Annotated in this window: 18 protein-coding genes; 3 read left to right on the top strand and 15 right to left on the bottom strand. The window is 48.2% G+C overall.

Annotation, left to right across the window (positions count from 1 at the left end; genetic code table 11):
* From brnQ to rpmG, 3 genes are all read left to right on the top strand, one after another.
* On the top strand, positions 1 to 1,329 hold the full coding sequence (brnQ, locus tag ACTHTS_RS07970; protein ID WP_440369730.1) for a branched-chain amino acid transport system II carrier protein: 1,329 nt from the start codon (positions 1 to 3) through the stop codon (positions 1,327 to 1,329).
* A 250-nt stretch (positions 1,330 to 1,579) separates the two neighbouring features.
* Complete coding sequence (gene rpmB / locus ACTHTS_RS07965; RefSeq protein ID WP_002216391.1) at positions 1,580 to 1,813, top strand: 50S ribosomal protein L28; 234 nt, start codon at positions 1,580 to 1,582, stop codon at positions 1,811 to 1,813.
* A 30-nt stretch (positions 1,814 to 1,843) separates the two neighbouring features.
* Positions 1,844 to 1,999 (top strand): 50S ribosomal protein L33, encoded by a 156-nt coding sequence (rpmG, locus tag ACTHTS_RS07960; RefSeq protein ID WP_003684373.1) that lies wholly within the window; start codon positions 1,844 to 1,846, stop codon positions 1,997 to 1,999.
* Positions 2,000 to 2,226: 227 nt separating this feature from the next.
* Here the strand turns inward: rpmG and nqrM are convergent, their stop codons facing one another.
* The 15 genes from nqrM to glnD form a co-directional block, all read right to left on the bottom strand.
* Positions 2,227 to 2,448 carry a (Na+)-NQR maturation NqrM gene (nqrM, locus tag ACTHTS_RS07955; RefSeq protein ID WP_440369729.1) on the bottom strand — a complete coding sequence of 74 codons (222 nt, stop codon included), beginning with the start codon at positions 2,446 to 2,448 and terminating at the stop codon, positions 2,227 to 2,229.
* 17 nt (positions 2,449 to 2,465) lie between these two features.
* On the bottom strand, positions 2,466 to 3,533 hold the full coding sequence (locus ACTHTS_RS07950; RefSeq protein ID WP_440369728.1) for an FAD:protein FMN transferase: 1,068 nt from the start codon (positions 3,531 to 3,533) through the stop codon (positions 2,466 to 2,468).
* Between the two features lie 132 nt (positions 3,534 to 3,665).
* Complete coding sequence (gene nqrF, locus ACTHTS_RS07945) at positions 3,666 to 4,883, bottom strand: NADH:ubiquinone reductase (Na(+)-transporting) subunit F (protein WP_004519569.1); 1,218 nt, start codon at positions 4,881 to 4,883, stop codon at positions 3,666 to 3,668.
* A 13-nt stretch (positions 4,884 to 4,896) separates the two neighbouring features.
* Positions 4,897 to 5,490 carry an NADH:ubiquinone reductase (Na(+)-transporting) subunit E gene (gene nqrE / locus ACTHTS_RS07940; protein ID WP_003684365.1) on the bottom strand — a complete coding sequence of 198 codons (594 nt, stop codon included), beginning with the start codon at positions 5,488 to 5,490 and terminating at the stop codon, positions 4,897 to 4,899.
* A gap of 3 nt (positions 5,491 to 5,493) precedes the next feature.
* Positions 5,494 to 6,120 (bottom strand): NADH:ubiquinone reductase (Na(+)-transporting) subunit D, encoded by a 627-nt coding sequence (locus tag ACTHTS_RS07935; RefSeq protein ID WP_003684313.1) that lies wholly within the window; start codon positions 6,118 to 6,120, stop codon positions 5,494 to 5,496.
* Complete coding sequence (locus ACTHTS_RS07930; RefSeq protein ID WP_440367195.1) at positions 6,120 to 6,896, bottom strand: Na(+)-translocating NADH-quinone reductase subunit C; 777 nt, start codon at positions 6,894 to 6,896, stop codon at positions 6,120 to 6,122. Before ACTHTS_RS07930 ends, ACTHTS_RS07935 begins: the two co-directional genes overlap by 1 nt.
* The gene (locus ACTHTS_RS07925) at positions 6,889 to 8,121 is read right to left on the bottom strand and encodes an NADH:ubiquinone reductase (Na(+)-transporting) subunit B (protein WP_070606994.1); all 1,233 of its coding nucleotides are present in this window, start codon (positions 8,119 to 8,121) and stop codon (positions 6,889 to 6,891) included. The genes ACTHTS_RS07930 and ACTHTS_RS07925 overlap by 8 nt, the downstream gene beginning before the upstream one ends.
* A 2-nt stretch (positions 8,122 to 8,123) precedes the next feature.
* Positions 8,124 to 9,467, bottom strand: a complete 1,344-nt coding sequence (locus tag ACTHTS_RS07920; protein ID WP_440369727.1) for a Na(+)-translocating NADH-quinone reductase subunit A — start codon at positions 9,465 to 9,467, stop codon at positions 8,124 to 8,126.
* Between the two features lie 337 nt (positions 9,468 to 9,804).
* Complete coding sequence (locus ACTHTS_RS07915) at positions 9,805 to 11,223, bottom strand: sodium:proton antiporter (protein WP_440369726.1); 1,419 nt, start codon at positions 11,221 to 11,223, stop codon at positions 9,805 to 9,807.
* A gap of 442 nt (positions 11,224 to 11,665) precedes the next feature.
* A complete protein-coding gene (locus tag ACTHTS_RS07910; protein WP_440369725.1) occupies positions 11,666 to 12,025 on the bottom strand; it encodes a YbaN family protein in 360 nt (119 codons plus the stop codon).
* A 14-nt stretch (positions 12,026 to 12,039) separates the two neighbouring features.
* Complete coding sequence (locus ACTHTS_RS07905; protein ID WP_440369724.1) at positions 12,040 to 12,636, bottom strand: DUF1415 domain-containing protein; 597 nt, start codon at positions 12,634 to 12,636, stop codon at positions 12,040 to 12,042.
* 117 nt (positions 12,637 to 12,753) lie between these two features.
* Positions 12,754 to 13,236 (bottom strand): Lrp/AsnC family transcriptional regulator, encoded by a 483-nt coding sequence (locus ACTHTS_RS07900; RefSeq protein WP_003684427.1) that lies wholly within the window; start codon positions 13,234 to 13,236, stop codon positions 12,754 to 12,756.
* A 392-nt stretch (positions 13,237 to 13,628) separates the two neighbouring features.
* Positions 13,629 to 14,087 (bottom strand): pilin, encoded by a 459-nt coding sequence (locus ACTHTS_RS07895; protein ID WP_070824327.1) that lies wholly within the window; start codon positions 14,085 to 14,087, stop codon positions 13,629 to 13,631.
* 102 nt (positions 14,088 to 14,189) lie between these two features.
* The gene (locus ACTHTS_RS07890) at positions 14,190 to 14,639 is read right to left on the bottom strand and encodes a pilin (RefSeq protein ID WP_070824326.1); all 450 of its coding nucleotides are present in this window, start codon (positions 14,637 to 14,639) and stop codon (positions 14,190 to 14,192) included.
* Between the two features lie 792 nt (positions 14,640 to 15,431).
* Positions 15,432 to 17,990 (bottom strand): [protein-PII] uridylyltransferase, encoded by a 2,559-nt coding sequence (gene glnD, locus ACTHTS_RS07885; RefSeq protein ID WP_440369723.1) that lies wholly within the window; start codon positions 17,988 to 17,990, stop codon positions 15,432 to 15,434.
* Between the last annotated feature and the right edge of the window lie 16 nt (positions 17,991 to 18,006).

The following is an 18,006-nucleotide window of genomic DNA, read 5'->3' as shown; positions in this document are numbered from 1 at the left end:
ATGAATTCGACGACGAGTCATACCAAAGCTTCTTTATGGGCGGTGGGCTTAATGCTGTTTGCCCTGTTTTTTGGGGCAGGGAACTTGATTTTTCCAGCTTTTTTGGGACAGCAGGCCGGTGAAAGCTGGCTTTCGGCGATGTCCGGCTTTCTGTTGACAGGGGCGGGTTTGCCATTGTTGGGCGTGATTGCCGTCGGCTATTCCGGCTCGCGCGATGTGGAAGCATTGGCTTCCCGTGTTGCGCCTTGGTACGGCGTGACTTTTGCCACTGCACTCTATCTGGCAATCGGCCCTCTGTTTGCCATGCCGCGTACGGCGACAGTGTCTTTTGAAACCGCGATTTCCCCTTTCATTGATGAATCTTGGAAAAACATCGCATTGGCCGTATTCAGCCTGGTGTTTTTCGGCATTACTTATTGGCTGTCGATTTCTCCGGGGAAACTGGTTGACCGTATCGGTAAAATCCTCACGCCTGTTTTGTTGTTGTCAATTGCGATATTGGTCGGCTATGCCGCCATTAACCCGATGGGTGTGCCGCAGGCGGCGCAAGGCGATTTTGCTACTCATCCGTTGGTTAAAGGCATTTTGGAAGGCTACGGCACCATGGACGCGCTGGCTTCGCTGGTGTTTGCCATCATCGTCATCGATGCCGTTCGCGCCATGGGCATGGACAATCGCGCGGACTTGCTGAAGACAACGACGATTTCGGGCGTGTTGGCGGCTTCTTGTTTGGCAGTGGTTTACCTGTTTATCGGCTATATGGGCGCGACAGGTGTGGCCGGTATCGGCTTGCAGGAAAACGGCGCGTCGGTTTTGTCTAAAACCGCACAGCACTATTTCGGTACGGCCGGTATTGTGTTGCTTGGCGTCATGGTGTTGCTTGCCTGTCTGAGTACGGCGGTTGGCTTGATTACTTCATGCGCCGAATATTTCAACCGTCTTTGCCCGGGTATTTCTTATAAAATCTTTGTGATACTGAATACGGTGGTGTCTATCCTGTTGGCCAACAAAGGCCTGTCAGCGATTTTGCAGTTTTCCATCCCTATGTTGATGCTGTTGTATCCGCTGACCATCGTCATCATTCTGTTGGCCTTGACAGATAAACTGTTTGGCGGCGGCCGTATTGTCTATTTCTGCACCATGATGGCGGCCCTTATGGTCGGCTTGCTCGATGCCTATAAGGCCGCGTTTGGATTTGATGCCGAAACCGCGGCTGCCATCGAGCGCGCATTGCCGTTTTACAATATCGGTTTAGGGTGGGTTGTTCCCTCTTTAGCCTGCTTTATACTCGGCTGCATTTTGAATGCAGCGTTGAAGAAAAAAGCATGACGATAAACAGGCCGTCTGAAATGTTCAGACGGCCTGTTTATTTCGCCGACCACGCAAACGACAGATGATTTTTTTAAAGAAATCCGTTATAATTGAAAAGTTAAGGCTTTGCGAGATAGCGTTTCGCAGATGCAACATATTGAGAAGGTTTATTTCCACAAATCCCGTTTTTTCAGCAAACGACTTGAACTGAAGGCGGATTTCGTGGTATAAATCGCGTTTTACTATTTTAGAAGTTTGGAGACTAACCATGGCACGAGTTTGCAAAGTGACCGGTAAGCGCCCGATGTCTGGCAATAACGTATCACACGCCAACAACAAAACCAAACGTCGTTTTTTGCCTAACTTGCAATCACGTCGTTTCTGGGTAGAAAGTGAAAACCGCTGGGTTCGCCTGCGCGTTTCTAACGCTGCATTGCGCACCATCGATAAAGTAGGCATTGATGTCGTATTGGCTGATTTGCGTGCTCGCGGCGAAGCTTAATTTAAACACCATTAATTAAGGATTACTGCAATGCGCGATAAAATCAAACTGGAGTCCAGTGCTGGTACTGGTCACTTCTACACAACTACTAAAAACAAACGTACTATGCCTGGCAAACTGGAAATCAAAAAATTTGACCCAGTAGCCCGTAAACACGTTATTTACAAAGAAACTAAATTGAAATAATCCGGTTTCTTCCAAGAAAAAGCTCCTGTTTTGCAGGAGCTTTTCTTTTTATTTTCTGATTGGTTTTTGGGGGGCTTGTTTCAAATGTGTATGCAAGATATTTTGGATTGCTTTGTAAGAGGCAAAATAAAAGAGCGTGTATCCATTGGGATTACGCTCTTTTATTTTTCAGACGGCCTGATAGGAGATAAGCAGTCTTAAATCACTAATAAACATTCAACAACGACTTAATGATCGACTTTGATGCCTTGGTTGTCGGAATGTTGTTTTTTATCCAGCTCCTTTTGCAAGGTATCGCATGGCGTGTCGCAATCGCACATTTTCTTCATGCCGAGAGAGGAAATGCCGCCGCAGCTGCCTTTGATGGTGCGTTTGGAGAAAATATAGCCGACTGCCATGACGAGGATGACAATGATAAAAATGCCGAAAGTAAGGAGGAGGGTTTTCATGTGTGTATTCCTGAAGGTTAGTTTAATAATTTCTTGAATGCGCTGGACATTTTAGTATGGTAGCTGCCTTGCGGAGTTCGGATGATAAGGAAAATGGCAAGATTTTCTTGCTCGGCAAGTTTAAGTGCTTCGGTTTCTCCGAGGACGAATAAGCCGGTTGAAAGGCCGTCTGCAAGTGTGGCGTTTTCAGCGACTACGCTGATGGAAGCAAGGTTGTGGCTGATGGGTTGTTTGGTTTTAGGGTTGATGATATGGGAAAGGCGGCGGCCTGACTTATCGACATGGAAAATACGGTAGTCGCCGGATGTGGCCAGTGATTTATTGTCCAATGGAATGGTAATTTGAGTGGCGCCGCCTTGAACGATATTGGGCTGCTCGATGCCGATACGCCAAGGATTGCCTTGTGCATTGTGGCCTTTGCCATGCAACTCGCCTCCGATTTCTACCAAATAATTGCCGATATTGAGTTTTTCAAGTTCGGCGGCGGTTTTATCCACGCCAAAACCTTTGGCGATGGAGGATAGGTCTAAATAGACTTCGGGATGGGTTTTGGCAAGCGTAGGCTGCTGTCCGTCTTTGGAAAGTTTGAGTTTTTCCGTACCGACCATTTCTGAAGCATGTTGGATTTCTTGTGCAGTCGGTTCGTGTGTGATTTCTTTTTGCGGACCGAATCCCCAAAGGTTGACCAAGGGGCCGACGGTTACGTCCAGTGCACCGTGTGTCAGTTTGTTTAAACGCAAGGCTTCGCCGGTTACATAGGCAAAGTCTTGGGAAATGGGCATGGCCTGATTGACGGTACGTAGTTGGTTGAATTGGCTGATTTCAGAATCGGGCTGGTAGGTAGACATTTGTCGATTGACTTCTTTAAGCGCGTCATCAATGCGTTTTTGTATTTCGGCAGGGGTGGGGAGTTTGTCTTGGCCGTCTGAAAGGTATTTGACGGTATAGGTCGTGCCCATGGTCTCGCCTTGCAGGGTAATGGTTTGTTGTTTTTCAGGTTGGCAGGCAGAGAGTGTGAGTGCGGAAAAGATGGCAATGGAGCAACCGATTATCGGACGGTAAAACGAATTGGAAAGAAACGGCATAAGGGGTTTGCAGATTATTTTTTGAAGCCTTTATTGTATCGTAAAAGAAAGGTTCAGGCCGTCTGAAAGTATGGTTTTCAGACGGCCTGGCAATAAAAAAGGAAGAAACCGAAGTTTCTTCCTTTTTGTCTGTTAGCCGCCGAAATCGTCCAAAAGGATGTTTTCGTCTTCCACGCCCAAGTCTTTGAGCATTTTGATCACGGACTGGTTCATGATCGGAGGGCCACACATATAGAATTCGCAGTCTTCAGGTGCTTCATGGTTTTTCAGGTGATTTTCGTAAACCACGTTGTGAATGAAGCCTGTGTAACCGTCCCAGTTGTCTTCTGGCAATGGGTCGGACAGGGCGACGTGCCATGTGAAGTTCGGGAATTCTGCTGCGAGTTGGTCGAAGTCTTCGACATAGAACATCTCGCGTTTAGAACGTGCACCATACCAGAAGGTAATCTTACGTTTGGAGTTCAAACGTTTCAGCTGGTCGAAAATGTGGGAACGCATCGGCGCCATACCTGCACCACCGCCGATGAATACCATTTCGGCATCGGTATCTTTGGCAAAGAACTCACCGAACGGACCGGAAATCGTTACTTTATCGCCGGGTTTGAGCGACCAGATGTAGGACGACATTTGTCCTGGAGGCGCATCGGGTACGCGCGGAGGCGGCGTGGCGATACGCACGTTCAGCATGATGATGCCTTTTTCTTCTGGATATGAAGCCATGGAGTATGCGCGCAAAATCGGCTCATCCACTTTCGAAACATATTGCCACAGATTGTATTTGTCCCAGTCTTCGTGGTATTCCTTAGGAATGTCGAAGTCTTTGTAGGCGACAGTATGAGGAGGGGCTTCAATTTGGATGTAGCCGCCTGCGCGGAAAGGAACTTCTTCGCCTTCGGGAATGGCAAGCTTGAGTTCTTTAATGAACGTTGCTTTGTTGTCATTGGAGATGACGGTACATTCCCATTTTTTCACGCCGAACACTTCTTCCGGTACTTCGATATCCATGTCGGTTTTAACGTTGACCTGACAAGACAGACGGCAGCCTTCGCGCGCTTCGCGTTTGCTGATGTGGGACAACTCAGTCGGCAGAATGTCGCCGCCGCCGCTTTTCACGACAACGCGGCACTGACCGCATGAGCCGCCGCCACCACAGGCGGAAGGAACGAAGATGCCTTGGCTGGCAAGCGCACCCAGCAGTTTGCCGCCGGCAGGCATCGTCAGCTCTTTTTCGTTATTGACTTTGATGGTGATGTCGCCTTCGCTCACCAACTTGGATTTGGCAAACAGAATCATCAGTGCCAACACCAAGACGATGAGGGTAAACATCACGATACCTAAAATAATCTCCATGCCGATTCCTTTCTTATAACTGGATGCCGGAGAACGACATAAACGCCATTGCCATCAGGCCAGCGGCGATAAAGGTAATGCCCAAGCCTTTGAGGCCTTTAGGGACATCCGAATATTTCATTTTTTCGGTAATGCCCGCCAAAGCGACAATAGCCAAAAGCCAGCCCAGACCTGCACCGAAACCGTATACAACGGACTCGCCGAAGTTGTATTCGCGTTGCGCCATAAACGATACGGCACCGAAAATCGCGCAGTTTACGGTAATCAGAGGCAAGTAGATACCCAATGCGTTGTAGAGGGCAGGGACGAATTTGTCCAAGAACATTTCCAAAATCTGCACCAAAGCGGCAATCACGCCGATGAAGGTGATGAATTTCAGGAAGGTCAGGTCCACGCCTTCAACCAGCGCGCCATCTTTCAACAGCGAGTAAACAAGTTGGTTGGCTGGGACGGACAGGCCGAGTACGAAAGTTACGGCAACGCCCAAACCGAATGCAGTGGATACTTTTTTAGATACCGCCAAAAATGTACACATCCCCAAGAAGAAGGAAAGTGCCATGTTTTCCAGAAAGACGGATTTTACAAAGAGGCTTAAGTAATGTTCCATGTGTTATTTCTCCGCCTGTTCAGGTTTCCAAGTGCGCAGACCCCATACCAAGAAGCCGATGATGAAGAACGCGCTAGGGGCGAGCAGGAACAAGCCGTTGGTTTGATACCAGCCGCCATCTTGTACAGTTTGGAAAATGGTGTAGCCAAAGAGCTTGCCTGAGCCGATCAGTTCGCGGATGGTTGCGATGATGATCAACATCATGCCGTAACCTGCGCCGTTGCCGATACCGTCAACCAAGCTCTCCAAAGGAGGCTCTTTCATGGCGAATGCTTCGGCGCGGCCCATTACGATACAGTTGGTAATAATCAGGCCGACGAATACGGAGAGCTGTTTGGACAGTTCATAGGCAAAGGCTTGGAGCAGTTGGTCAACCAGCGTTACCAAGGAAGCAACAATCGCCATTTGCACAATAATACGGATGCTGTTGGGGATGTAGTTGCGTACCAAAGAAATGAAGAAGCTGGAAAAACCGGTTACCAAAGCTACGGAAATACCCATTACGATGGCCGTCTGAAGCTTGGTGGTAACCGCCAAAGCCGAACAAATACCCAAAACCTGCAAGGCAATCGGGTTGTTGTCGATAAAGGGTGAAAACATCAAATATTTCAAGCGTTTCATGTCAGCCATTATTGTGCTCCTGCTGATTTCAATTTGTTCAGGTAGGGGATATAGCCGTTTTCGCCGAACCAGTAGGCGAACGAACCTTGCACGCCTTTAGATGTCAGCGATGCGCCGGAGAGGGCATCTACGCCGTGTTCTTTGTCCGAACTTGCGCCTTTGCCAACATGCAGGGCGAGTTTGCCTTGTTCGTCAAACAGTTTTTTGCCGACGAATTTTTGTTGCCACAACGGATTGCCGATTTCGCCGCCCAAGCCCGGGGTTTCGCCTTGGTCGTAGTAGGTGATGCCGTTGATGGTGTTGCCGTCGGGTTGGATGGCGACAAAACCGTACATAACAGACCACAAACCGTTACCGTGCATAGGCAGGATGATTTGGCTGACTTTGCCGTCATCGCCTTTTACCAGATAAACCTCGGTGTATTTGGCACGGCTTTTGATGCCGGCCAAATCGTCTTCGGGTTTGATTTGGATGCTTTGGGCAGGGTCTTTGCTGGCAACGCGTGCGCTGAAGTCTTTAGGCGCATCAGCGACGTATTCGCCGGTTGCCAAATCGACAACGCGTTGCTCGATACGCTCGGCAAAGGTTTTGCTGATGTCGGTGTTTTTATCCATCAAACCGGCTACGCTCAAGATATAGCCTTGTTTGTCTTGGAGTTTTTGTTTCTCTTGGATGGGTTTCAAGCCGACGACCGCACCGGCAACGATGATGGAACAAATCAGGCTGACAACCAATACCACAATCAGCGTGCCGCTGAAGCTGTCTTTATCGAATTTCTTAGCCATTGCTGCGCGCCTTTCTGCGTTTGATGTTCGCTTGTGCGACGAAATAGTCGAAAATCGGGGCAAACAGGTTGGCAAACAGAATCGCCAACATCATGCCTTCGGGGTAAGCAGGGTTGACCACGCGGATCAACACGCACATCACACCGATAAGCGCGCCGTACCACCATTTGCCAACATTGGTAAAGGAAGCAGAAACAGGGTCGGTCGCCATAAACAGCATACCGATGGCGAAGCCGCCTACCACCAAGTGCCAGTACCAAGGCATGGAGAACATGGCGTTGGTGTCCGAACCGATGAAGTTAAACAGAGAAGACATGGCAATCATACCGATCATCACGCCGGCAATAATGCGCCAAGAGGCAATGCGGGTGAACACGATAAATGCGCCGCCGATTAAGAGCGCCAAAGTGGATACTTCACCGATTGAGCCGGGCACATTACCGATAAATGCGTCCATCCAAGAAATGTTTTGACCGGTTACAGCGTTTTTCAGGCCGTCTGCACCGTGTGCCGCCCATTGCGCCAAAGCAGTAGCACCGGAATAGCCGTCAACCGCAGTCCAAATGGTATCGCCGGTAATATTGGCAGGGTAGGCGAAGAACAGGAACGCACGGCCTGCAAGAGCAGGGTTCATGAAGTTTTTACCCGTACCGCCGAATACTTCTTTCGCAACCACAACGCCGAAAGAAATACCCAAAGCCGCTTGCCACAAAGGCAGGGTAGGGGGAACGATCAAAGCAAACAGAATCGAAGTCACGAAGAAACCTTCGTTGATTTCATGTTTGCGTACAGTGGCGAACAAAACTTCCCAGAAGCCGCCCACGACAAATACAGTCGCGTAAATCGGCAGGAAGAAAATCGCGCCGAAGAGCATTTTGCCCAACACGCCCGCTTCAGACGACATATTGATGCCCAAAGCGTTGGCAAGGGCGTAATGCCAGTCGTTGGCGATATTTTGTTGCAGCAAATCAGGCGTTAACGCACCGAATGCCTGCGCGCCGACGTTGTACATGCCGTAGAACATGGCAGGGAACAAAGCCAGCCACACCAAAATCATCATGCGCTTGGAGTCGAGCGCATCGCGGACGTGGGCCGCTTTGCGCGTTACCGCGCCGGATGTATAGAAAATCGTCGCCGCAGCTTCGTAGAGGGCATACCATTTTTCATGTTTGCCGCCCGGCAGGAAGTGCGGTTCGATTTTTTCAAGAAAATGTTTCAAGCCCATAATCAGCCTTCCTTCTCAATGGTTTCCAGCACCTTGCGCAACAGCGGGCCGTATTCGTATTTGCCCGGGCAGACGAAGCTGCACAAAGCGAGGTCTTCTTCGTCCAATTCCAAGCAACCCAGTGCCTGAGCGCTGTCGGTATCGCCGACGATTAAATCGCGCAAGAGCAGGGTAGGCAGGATGTCCAAGGGCATCACGCGTTCGTAAGTGCCGATCGGTACCATGGCGCGGTCGCCGCCGTTGACGGCTGTGTTGAACTTGAAGAGTTTGTTTTTCAGGAAATGGCCGAGGGTTGTGCGCGTGATGGAGTATTTGTCCGGCTGCGGCGCAACCCAGCCGAACAGCTCTTTGCTGCGGCCTTCTTCGATAACCGAAATCTGATTGTGGTAGCGGCCGAGGTAATCGTGCGCGCCTTGTGCAATCGCGCCGTTCAATACTGAGCCGGAAATCACGCGGTTGTCTGCGTCAACCAATTCGCCCGCAGTAATTTGCGATACTTTCGCACCCAAAACGGTACGCAAGAGGCGCGGTTTGTTGACTTGAGAGCCACCCAAGGCAATCACGCGCTCGGTGTTCAGACGGCCTGTTGTAAACAAACGGCCAATGGCAATCACATCTTGATAATTGACGGTCCAAACGGTTTTGTTCGCACCGACTGGCTCGATGAAATGAATGTGCGTTCCACTCAAACCGGCAGGATGCGGACCGCCAAATTCATGTGTTTCGATGTTGGCAGCGTTTTCAGACGGCACGTCTGCGCCGGCTGCTTTACACACATGGATTTTACGTTCGGTCAGGCGGCTCAATACCAACAGGCCGCGTTTGAAGTCTTCGGCGGCTTCTTTGATGATGACCGTAGGATCGGCAGCCAGCGGATTGGTGTCCATCGCATTGACGAAGATGGCGAACGGTTCGGCATCAACGGCAGGAATTTTGCTGAACGGACGGGTGCGCAGCGCAGTCCACAAACCGGATTGAATCAGGTTGCGGCGCACTTCTTCGCTGCTCAATTTTGCCAGCGCTTCAGGTGCGTAGCGTTCGAACTCGATTTCGTCGTTGCCTTCAACGGCAATTACGACTGACTGAAGTACGCGCTTTTCGCCGCGGTGAATCGCGGCGATTTTGCCTGAAGCCGGAGCAGTAAATACTACGCCCGGATTCTTTTTGTCTTCAAACAGCACTTGGCCTTTTTTGACGGCTTCGCCTTCCTTGATTTTCATCGAGGGGCGCATGCCGACATATTCTTCGCCAAGCAACGCGACTTCGGTAATGGCCGGGCCGTCATAAATGACTTGCTCCGGTCTGCCCGCGATAGGCAGGTCTAAGCCTTTTTTTATCTTAATCATAAGGATGCGTTACTTTTTGGTGGGTTGAGATTCGGATGTCGGATTGTTTTTTCAGACGGCATGTAATGCTTTGAAACAAAGGATGGGCCGTCTGAAAAAAGCAGAGGTTTGCTATAAAAACAACGAATAAACGCAAACAACAAAGCTTTAGATTTTATCAGGTATAGGCTGTTTTATGTCAGTTTTACGCTTATTTTTACGGGAAAAGTGGGAAAAAAGTAGGAATATGTAATCGAGTGTTAAGAGAAATAATTTTTAACTGATTGATATTTAAACGCTATGTTTGATGATATAGCTGAAAATAAAAGGCCGTCTGAATTTCAGACGGCCTCTAAGTTTAAAAGAGCTGCCAAACGAAGAAAATCATCGTATGCAGGGCAAACAGCGGTACCAATACAATCACCGACCATGCCATATAGCCGAAGAAGGAAGGCATCGGTACGCCGCGTTGTTCGGCAATGGCTTTGACCATGAAGTTCGGCGCATTACCGATATAAGTGAGCGCGCCCATAAATACGGAACCCATGGATACTGCCAGCAGTGAATGGAACAGGTGGCCTGTCATCAAGGCTTGGGCATCGCCACCGGCCATATTGAAGAACACCAAATAAGTCGGCGCGTTATCCAAGAATGCCGACAAAATGCCGCTCATCCAGAAATACATCACATTAATCGGATTGCCTGCCGCGTCGTGAACCAAAGAAACAACGGAAGCCAATGCGCCTGTTTCACCGGCTTTCAAAATTGCCAAAACAGGTGAAATGGTAATGAAAATACCCAAAAACAGTTTGCCCACTTCGGCAATCGGCTCGAAGTTGAACTCATTGCCTGCGCGTACCTGTTTGGGCGTAATAATCCAAGATATGGCTGTCAAAGCCAGCAAAATGCCATCGCGCATCAGGTTTTGCAAAGCGTAATGGCTGCCCAAGATTTCAAAGCCCGGATGATTTGGTTTCCACAAACCGGACAGCAAAACCGCACCGACTACGCCGGCCAGTAACAGGAAATTCCATTTGCCGTAAATTTTGATTTTTTCTTCTTTATCGGAAGGAGCGGGAGCAAGGTGCTCGCTTTGTTCACGGTTGAAGTGTCGGCTGTCGATGATGTAGAAAACGGCCAGCAAAATCACAGAACTGATCAATACAGGCATCAGCATGTGTTTGACCGTCCACATGAAATCTACGCCTTTCAGGAATCCTAAGAACAGAGGAGGATCGCCTAAAGGAGTCAGACCGCCGCCGATATTTGCCACCAAGAAAATGAAGAAAATCACGATGTGAACGCGGTAGTGGCGTTTATGGTTGGCTTTCAAAAGCGGACGAATCATCAACATCGCCGCGCCTGTCGTCCCCATGATGGACGACAAAGCCGTGCCGACTGCCAACAGGGTTGTATTCAATTTAGGCGAGCCGTGCAAATCGCCGCTGACAAAAATACCGCCTGAAATGGTATAGAGCGCTAAAAGCAGCAGGATAAAGGGGATATATTCTTCAACCAACGCATGGGCAACGGTATGTACGCCGGCACCGAAACCAAAGGTGATGATAAACGGCGTTAAAAACAGCAGCGTCCAAAACGCTGTAATTTTGCCGAAGTGGTGGTGCCAAATATGGGAGAAAAACAGAGGTCCGAGTGCAATAGACAAGAGAATCAGTGCAAACGGCAGACCCCAAAGCAGGCTTGCGGATGAGCCGTCAAAATCGGATGCCGCAGCAGGAAAGGCGGCAAGAAGCAGTAAAAATGAGAGAGAGCGCATAGTATTTCCTTTTTATTCTGTTGCGCCGTTAGGAACTTCATTGAGAAAGCACGGCGGTGAAATATTCAGGCCGTCTGAAAATATCCAGACGAACTGCGCGGTTGTGTCAGGGGAAAGTATAACGCAAAGCAAGTGTTAAGGGACGGTTTAGGGTGTTGGAATCAAAAGAAATGTTGATACAAATAAAGAAATAAAAGGGAGGGAAGTAGTCGAAAGTAGTAAAAAAATGGTTTTGAAACAGGAGTTTGAAATATTGAAAATAATGCTATCGAAAAAATACTTTGAATTAATTTTAGCTAAAATTTACATTTGATTGAATAAATGGAGGCCGTCTGAAAAATGAGGATGAAATAGGGTGTTTTAGTTCTTACTGATTGTTTTAATGGATAAATTGGGTGTGAAAATAAAAAACAGGTAAGCGAAAATGCCCACCTGTTTTATTTTATGCCTCCGGCCGTAACCACATCCACACTGCCACGCAACTACAGAAGACTGATGATACGGCACCAATCCACCAGCGTTCCGGAAATTGCCAAAACATAAACAGGCAAGAAAGGGCCATCATGCCGATAGCGAAGAACTTTGCCTTGCGCGGCACGGCGCCGTTGTTTTCCCAGTTTTGTATGATCGGGCCGAAATAGCGGTGATGATAGAGCCAATTGTGAAAGTGCGGCGAAGCCTTTGCCCAGCAGGCGGCGGTCAATAAAATGAAAGGCGTAGTCGGCAGTAATGGCAGGAAAATGCCGATAATGCCCAAGACGAGCGACAATGCGCCGCAAAAAATCAACAAATAGCGAACCATCTTCCCATCACCAATTATTTGTTTTCAGACGGCTTGTGATGTGGAAATGGACAACGCGGAATGTCCAACTTATCCCAGCCATCGTGCCCCATTTTTTCCAGCAGCGAGATATTGCGGTCGAAAATTGCCGAGGCATCGGGAAATGCTTCAGCCGCTTTGGCAATACTGTCTTCACGAATCAAGTGCAAAGTCGGATAGGGAGAGCGATTGGTGTAGTTACTGATGTCGTCGGCTTCAGTGCCTTCAAATTGAAAATCGGGATGGAACGGCGCAATTTGGATAATCCCTTCCAATTTGTTTTCTACAACGGCATCGTCGGCAATTTCCAGCATTTGGTTGAAGGTTTCAAAATCAGGGAACAGCGTCGGATGAACCAGTAAAGTGGTTTCCAATTCCGAAGCGGGTGTATTGCCCAGAAGCTGCAATTCACGATCCAAGTCTTCAAGAAAACCGTCCAAATGACGGGCTTCGCTGACAACGATGCGAACCAGGTTTTTAACGTGCGGCGCTTTGGCAAACGGGCAAAGATTCAGCCCGATAACGGCTTTTTCCAGCCATTGTTTGGTATGTTCTGAAACAGTATTGGTATCGAGATGGGTGGTGTCTGTCATAGTAAAAGCTTATGTGAATTATTCTTAAAAAGTATACAAGTGTATGGGCGTGAAAGCAAACCATTGGAATTTAAAAGGCCGTCTGAACAACAGACGGCCTTTATCAGTTTCAAATCATTAATCCTGAACCAAATGAACCAAAGGCAGAGCGGTCGTGTTTTTAATTTCTTTCAACACAAAACTCGATTGCGCATCTTGCACGCCGTGGTGTGAAAGCAGCGTGTCCAAAACAAAATGGGAAAACGCGTTCATATCGGTAAAAAAGGCATGGAGCAGGTAGTCGGTTTCACCCGTTAACGCAAAGCAGCTCAATACTTCAGGCCAAGCGCGGACAGATTCGGAAAAATCCTCACGCGCATCTTTTGCTTTGCTAATCGATACACGGATAAAAGCCTGCAAGCCCAAGCCCAAAGATACGGGAGAAAGCTGGGCCGCGTATTTTTGAATAATGCCCGCATCTTCAAGCTGTTTGAGACGGCGCAGGCAGGGAGAAGGGGAGAGCGCCACTTTTTCAGAAAGCTCAACATTGCTCAACCGCCCGTTTTCCTGCAAAACCTGCAGAATCTTTAAATCCGTTTTATCCAAGTTTAGATGAGGCATGATGGTTCTCCCAATGTAGACAATGTATGTTTTAAAAATGAAAAATGCTTAAAAATAAAGACTTGTATGGTTAAATTATATATTGAGTTCAGATAGGCGACAAATTGTCTTATAAGGAGTGTTGCGAATTTGTTTTATGTAGTGGTGAAAAGATGAAGACCATCTGAAACTAATCAAGATTAAAGTTTTATGTCATATTAGGATTGGATATAAAGAGGCCGTCTGAAAATGATTTCAGACGGCATTTATTTTCGTAATGTGATGATTCAGGCTCTTAATGACCTTGTTTTGGAGAGTTTTGTTCTTTTGCTTTGATTCGTTTTCCGCGTTTGTATTTGGCTTTGTTTGGGGTGTTTTCTTCGCAATGTATTTTTATATTTTGGGAAATAAGCTTACAGGCTCTGTTTGCAGGATACTGGAAGGAAGTGTGTATCCATGGTGCCACCGCAAGACCAAATTGTTATACCTTTAGTACTACCTGTTTGTGCAAAACTTGGTGTCAGGTGGATTTCGGTATTCTTCACAGGTACAGCGGCTTGATTACCGATGGCGGCAACAATGGTGCCGTTATCCTCAATACGGACAATCTTTACATAGTTACCGACTTTATTGTCGTCTGATGCGAGTTGTTTGATATTGAGGTCAAGCGGCAAGCTGCCTTTATCCGCATAGGCTTCTTCAACGTAGCTTTTCATACTGCCAGCAAGCATAATGCCTTCTGCTACTTGTGCTCTGGCAACATAGTTTTGGTATGCAGGAAGAGCTGCTACTGCCAAGATGCCGATAATACCGATAACAATCATCAACTCAATCAGGCTAAAGCCGGTTTGGGTTTTGCGTAGTTTTTTCATTTTTGAGTATGTCGTTTTCTTATTTTTATTTTATAAAGTAAATCCCATAATCATATTATGGGATTTACTCTTTAAGCTTTTAAATTTGTTGGTAACAAATTATTAACGGCAAGAAGAAGGCAAGAATTTGCTATCAACAGTACCTTTCTTACAGGTCCAAGTGAAAGAACCTTTAGAAGAGGCAGCATTACCAGTTACATCAGGCGATAACATAACTGTTTTACCTTTAATGTCATTATTAACGTCTTTATTTTTCATTGTTGCAGTCAGAACACCATTTGCGCCTACAGAAACTTGAGCAACGTATTTACCTTTAATATCGGTAGGTGCTGCGATACCAGCCTCTGTATTATTTTTAGGCCATGTACCTTTATCTGCATAGTATTCAACAACAGCGGACTTTTGACCTTCCATCAAAGAGATAGCTTCAGAAACTTGGGCACGTGCAGTGTAGTCTTGGTATGCAGGCAGGGCGATAACTGCCAAGATGCCGATAATCGCGATGACGATCATCAATTCGATCAAGGTAAAACCTTTTTGGATTGCTTTCATTGTTTAAAACTCCAGTTTGAAAGTGTGAATAATTGTGTTTAAGTAAAAAGTCCGTAATGTGCTTGGCACTATGTATTATGAGTAAACCATAAAGTAAGAAGGAATATACAGCTTCCGTCGGGCTTGCTGCTTTGAGGCTTGGGCCTTATCGGACGTGTTGTTTCAAGCAGTCGGTGTGCCAAGTACGCAAAACTGATTAAAAAATTTATTTTTTATTTTTTGTTTGTTGTTTTTATTGAGATTATTTTTTAATTTTTAAAATTTGTGAGGTTTTGTTTGAAAGTTTCAGGATTTTAGGGAAATTAGGGGGTTGACGTTTTTTGTCAGTTTTGTGTTTTTTGTGACAGGGGATGTGTGCGAGTTTGGTTATGTGACGTTTTTTGTCAGAAATTAAGCTTTGTTTAATAATATGTTAATTTATTTAGATGGGCGGTATTTTTATGGATTAATCGGTGAGTTTAATATTTTGTGATTTTATTTTTTTGTTTTTTATAGGTTTTATTTTGTATGCGTATTTTGTTTGAATACGGATAAGGAGAAAATTTGGAAGGAAGGATTTTTAAAGAGGGTTTGGTGTAATAGGTGAATGAAAATTTGTTATTAGAATTGTATTCATTTGGGTTATGATTTTAGAATGTAGTTTTATGTCAGAAGGAAGTTTTGGTTTCGAATTTTAAGGCTTTGGATTTCTTGAGTGTTTTAGAAGGATATATTCAGGATGTTTATAATTTGGATGTGATTAGGGTGAGCAAAAAATGCTCACCCTATGTTTTTAAGATATTCAGACGGCCTTTATGGGGTCAAGACTTCGATCAATGCTTGTTTTAGGGTGTTTTGGGTTTGTGGGTCTTGCAGGGATGGGCTGTAGGTGATGAAGCTGTCCTCAATGCGCTGATCCAAGGTGGTGATTTTGGCGTAGCGCAGGCTGATGTTGTGTGCGAAGAAGGTCTCGGCGATGTCGGCGAGGAGGTGGGGGCGGTTGACGGCGGTGATGTCTATGGTGTGCCAGCCGGGATAATCTTCTTCGGGGGTGATGATTACGGTAGGAGGGATGGGGATATGGCGGATGCGGCGGCTGATGTGTGGGCGGCCGCTTTGTTTTTGGACGGTGGTATTGCCGTGGATGAAGCTGTTGAGCTCGGCTTCGAGTGCGCTTTGGCGGTCGGGATATTCTTCGGGCGGGAGATTGTCGGGAAGTTGCAAGATAAAGGTGTCGAGGATGTAGTCGTGCTCGGTAATGAAGGCGCGGGCGGCTTGGATGTCGAAACGGTGGCTGCTGAAGATGCGGCAGAGGCGTGCGAAGAGGCGGTCGCCATTGGGCATGAACACCATGACTTGAAGGCTGTTGCTTTGGGGAAGGATGCGGCTGCGGACGGCCGGACTTTGGGTATCGTAGGCGAGATTTGCGGTGTGCCAGAGGATTTCCCGTGTCTGATGGCGGACGTAGTATGCGCTGCCGAGAATGCGGCGGAGCTTTTGTTGGTTTTTGAGGGGAACGGCCGCGCGCGTGAGTTGATCGGTCGAGGCTTGTTCGCGTCGGTTGGGGAGGCGTTCGGGATCGTGGTGTTTGCTGTTTAAAACGGCGGCGGTGCTGTGGTAGAGGGTTTGGAGCAGACTGGCGCGCCATGTGTTCCAAAGTTTGGGGTTGGTGCCGCGGATGTCGGCAATGGTAAGCAGGTAGAGTGCGTCTAGGTATTCGCGTGTGGGAATACGGCGGCAAAAGGCTTGGAGGACATGGGGATCTTGGATGTCTTCTTTTTGGGCAACGGTGGACATGAGCAGGTGGTTTTCAACCAGCCATGCGAGGAGGTGGCTTTCTTCTTCGGTGTAGTAGTGGTTGGCGGCGAATTGTTGTGCGTCTTTGATGCCTTCTTTGGCGTGATCGCCGCCACGGCCTTTGGCGATGTCGTGCAGCAGGGCGGCGGTGTAGAGGACATGTGGTCGTGGGTAGGCCTGCATGATGGCGCTGGCCTCGGGCATTTCGTGGCTGTGGGTTTCGATGGCGAGACGGCGCATATTGCGGACGACGGTCAGGATGTGGTCGTCTACGGGGTAAATATGGAAGAGGTCGTGTTGGAGCAGGCCGGTGATTTTTTCCCATGCGGAAAGATAGCGGCCAAGTACGCCGTAGAGGTTGAGAAAACGGAGGGTTTGGGTAAGGCCGGTACCGTGTTTGAAGAATTGGATAAAGCGGCGGCGGTTTTCTGGATTTTGGGTGAAACGGGTGTTGATTTTTCGTGTGGCCGCCCACCATGCACGCAGGGTTTGCGGCTCGATGGTGGTGATGTTTTGCTCCTGCATGGTTTGGATGATGGTGAAGATGTGTTCGGGATTTTGCTCGAACAGGGCAAGGTCGTTGGCGGCGATTTGGTGTCCGATGCGTTTGTAGTGGCTGTCGATGGGGTGGATATGTTGGGGACGGCTGGAGGTTTGATGGTTTTTGAGAACCGGTATGAGGATGCCGTTGAGTTGTTTGATGGCTTTGGTGGCTCGGTAGAAGGTGTGCATCAGGGCTTCGCTTCGGCCGCGGATGTCGGGTTGGGGATAGCCTAAGCTTTCGGCGACTTGGGACTGGTAGTCGAAAAGCAGCCTGTCTTCGGGGCGGTCGGCGGTAAGGTGGAGATGAATCCGGATGTTAGCGAGGCGGCGGTAGCCATGAGCCAGCATGCCGGCTTCGGTACGTGTGAGGACGCCGGCGGTAACGAGGGCGGTGGGGTTGCTGTTTATGCCTTGTGCTTTGGCTGTCCAAATCAGGGTGTGGATGTCGCGCAGGCCGCCGGGGCAGGTTTTGATGTTGGGTTCGAGTTGTGCGCCCGTACCTTGGGATTTGGTATGGCGTTGCTCCATTTCGAGGAGTTTGGCTTCGATAAAGGCGGCTGTGTCGCGGCGTGTGTTGAGTTTGTTTAGAAGTTGGGCGGTAAGGTTGGCATTACCTTGTAGGTGGCGTGCTTCAAGAAAGGCGGTTTCGCCGGTAATGTCGTTTTGGGTGCTTTGGAGGATTTCTTCTATGCTGCCGCTTTTGATGGCCGGATTGAGGCGTGCGTCCCAAAGGGTTTGGATAAATTGGGCGGTTTGTTGTTGCAGGCCGTCTGAAAATGGGGCCGAGGAAATAATCGCTAAGTCCCAGTCGGAATGGGGATAGAGTTCGCAACGTCCGAAGCCGCCGATAGCAATGAGACTGATGTCGTTGCTGTCGGGAAAATGGATTTGCCAGAGGGTTTGCAGCAGGGTTTCGGCCGCGGCGATATGGTCGCGGAAGTAAGCGGTAGGGCGGTTGTTTTGGCGGTAGGCAGTTTCTGCTACGGCTTTTTGCTGCTGGTAGGTTTGGATGGCTTGTTGGGCGGCGGTCATGATGGTATCTGGTTTT

Origin of the sequence: Neisseria sp. P0019.S003, assembly GCF_051957115.1 — a bacterium.
GTDB lineage: Bacteria > Pseudomonadota > Gammaproteobacteria > Burkholderiales > Neisseriaceae > Neisseria > Neisseria flavescens_D.
The sequence above is the reverse complement of the archived record's forward strand: the minus strand, read 5'-3'. Positions and strand labels throughout refer to the sequence as shown.

Bases quoted from the DNA above. Each gene is read 5' to 3' on its own strand.
- ACTHTS_RS07935 (WP_003684313.1), bottom strand. From the start codon at position 6,120: ATGGCTGACATGAAACGCTTGAAATATTTGATGTTTTCACCCTTTATC.
- ACTHTS_RS07925 (WP_070606994.1), bottom strand. From the start codon at position 8,121: ATGGGCTTGAAACATTTTCTTGAAAAAATCGAACCGCACTTCCTGCCG.
- brnQ (WP_440369730.1), top strand. From the start codon at position 1: ATGAATTCGACGACGAGTCATACCAAAGCTTCTTTATGGGCGGTGGGC.
- ACTHTS_RS07920 (WP_440369727.1), bottom strand. From the start codon at position 9,467: ATGATTAAGATAAAAAAAGGCTTAGACCTGCCTATCGCGGGCAGACCG.
- nqrE (WP_003684365.1), bottom strand. From the start codon at position 5,490: ATGGAACATTACTTAAGCCTCTTTGTAAAATCCGTCTTTCTGGAAAAC.
- nqrF (WP_004519569.1), bottom strand. From the start codon at position 4,883: ATGGAGATTATTTTAGGTATCGTGATGTTTACCCTCATCGTCTTGGTG.
- rpmG (WP_003684373.1), top strand. From the start codon at position 1,844: ATGCGCGATAAAATCAAACTGGAGTCCAGTGCTGGTACTGGTCACTTC.
- ACTHTS_RS07910 (WP_440369725.1), bottom strand. From the start codon at position 12,025: ATGGTTCGCTATTTGTTGATTTTTTGCGGCGCATTGTCGCTCGTCTTG.
- ACTHTS_RS07950 (WP_440369728.1), bottom strand. From the start codon at position 3,533: ATGCCGTTTCTTTCCAATTCGTTTTACCGTCCGATAATCGGTTGCTCC.
- ACTHTS_RS07930 (WP_440367195.1), bottom strand. From the start codon at position 6,896: ATGGCTAAGAAATTCGATAAAGACAGCTTCAGCGGCACGCTGATTGTG.
- ACTHTS_RS07905 (WP_440369724.1), bottom strand. From the start codon at position 12,636: ATGACAGACACCACCCATCTCGATACCAATACTGTTTCAGAACATACC.
- nqrM (WP_440369729.1), bottom strand. From the start codon at position 2,448: ATGAAAACCCTCCTCCTTACTTTCGGCATTTTTATCATTGTCATCCTC.
- ACTHTS_RS07890 (WP_070824326.1), bottom strand. From the start codon at position 14,639: ATGAAAGCAATCCAAAAAGGTTTTACCTTGATCGAATTGATGATCGTC.
- ACTHTS_RS07915 (WP_440369726.1), bottom strand. From the start codon at position 11,223: ATGCGCTCTCTCTCATTTTTACTGCTTCTTGCCGCCTTTCCTGCTGCG.
- ACTHTS_RS07900 (WP_003684427.1), bottom strand. From the start codon at position 13,236: ATGCCTCATCTAAACTTGGATAAAACGGATTTAAAGATTCTGCAGGTT.
- rpmB (WP_002216391.1), top strand. From the start codon at position 1,580: ATGGCACGAGTTTGCAAAGTGACCGGTAAGCGCCCGATGTCTGGCAAT.
- glnD (WP_440369723.1), bottom strand. From the start codon at position 17,990: ATGACCGCCGCCCAACAAGCCATCCAAACCTACCAGCAGCAAAAAGCC.
- ACTHTS_RS07895 (WP_070824327.1), bottom strand. From the start codon at position 14,087: ATGAAAAAACTACGCAAAACCCAAACCGGCTTTAGCCTGATTGAGTTG.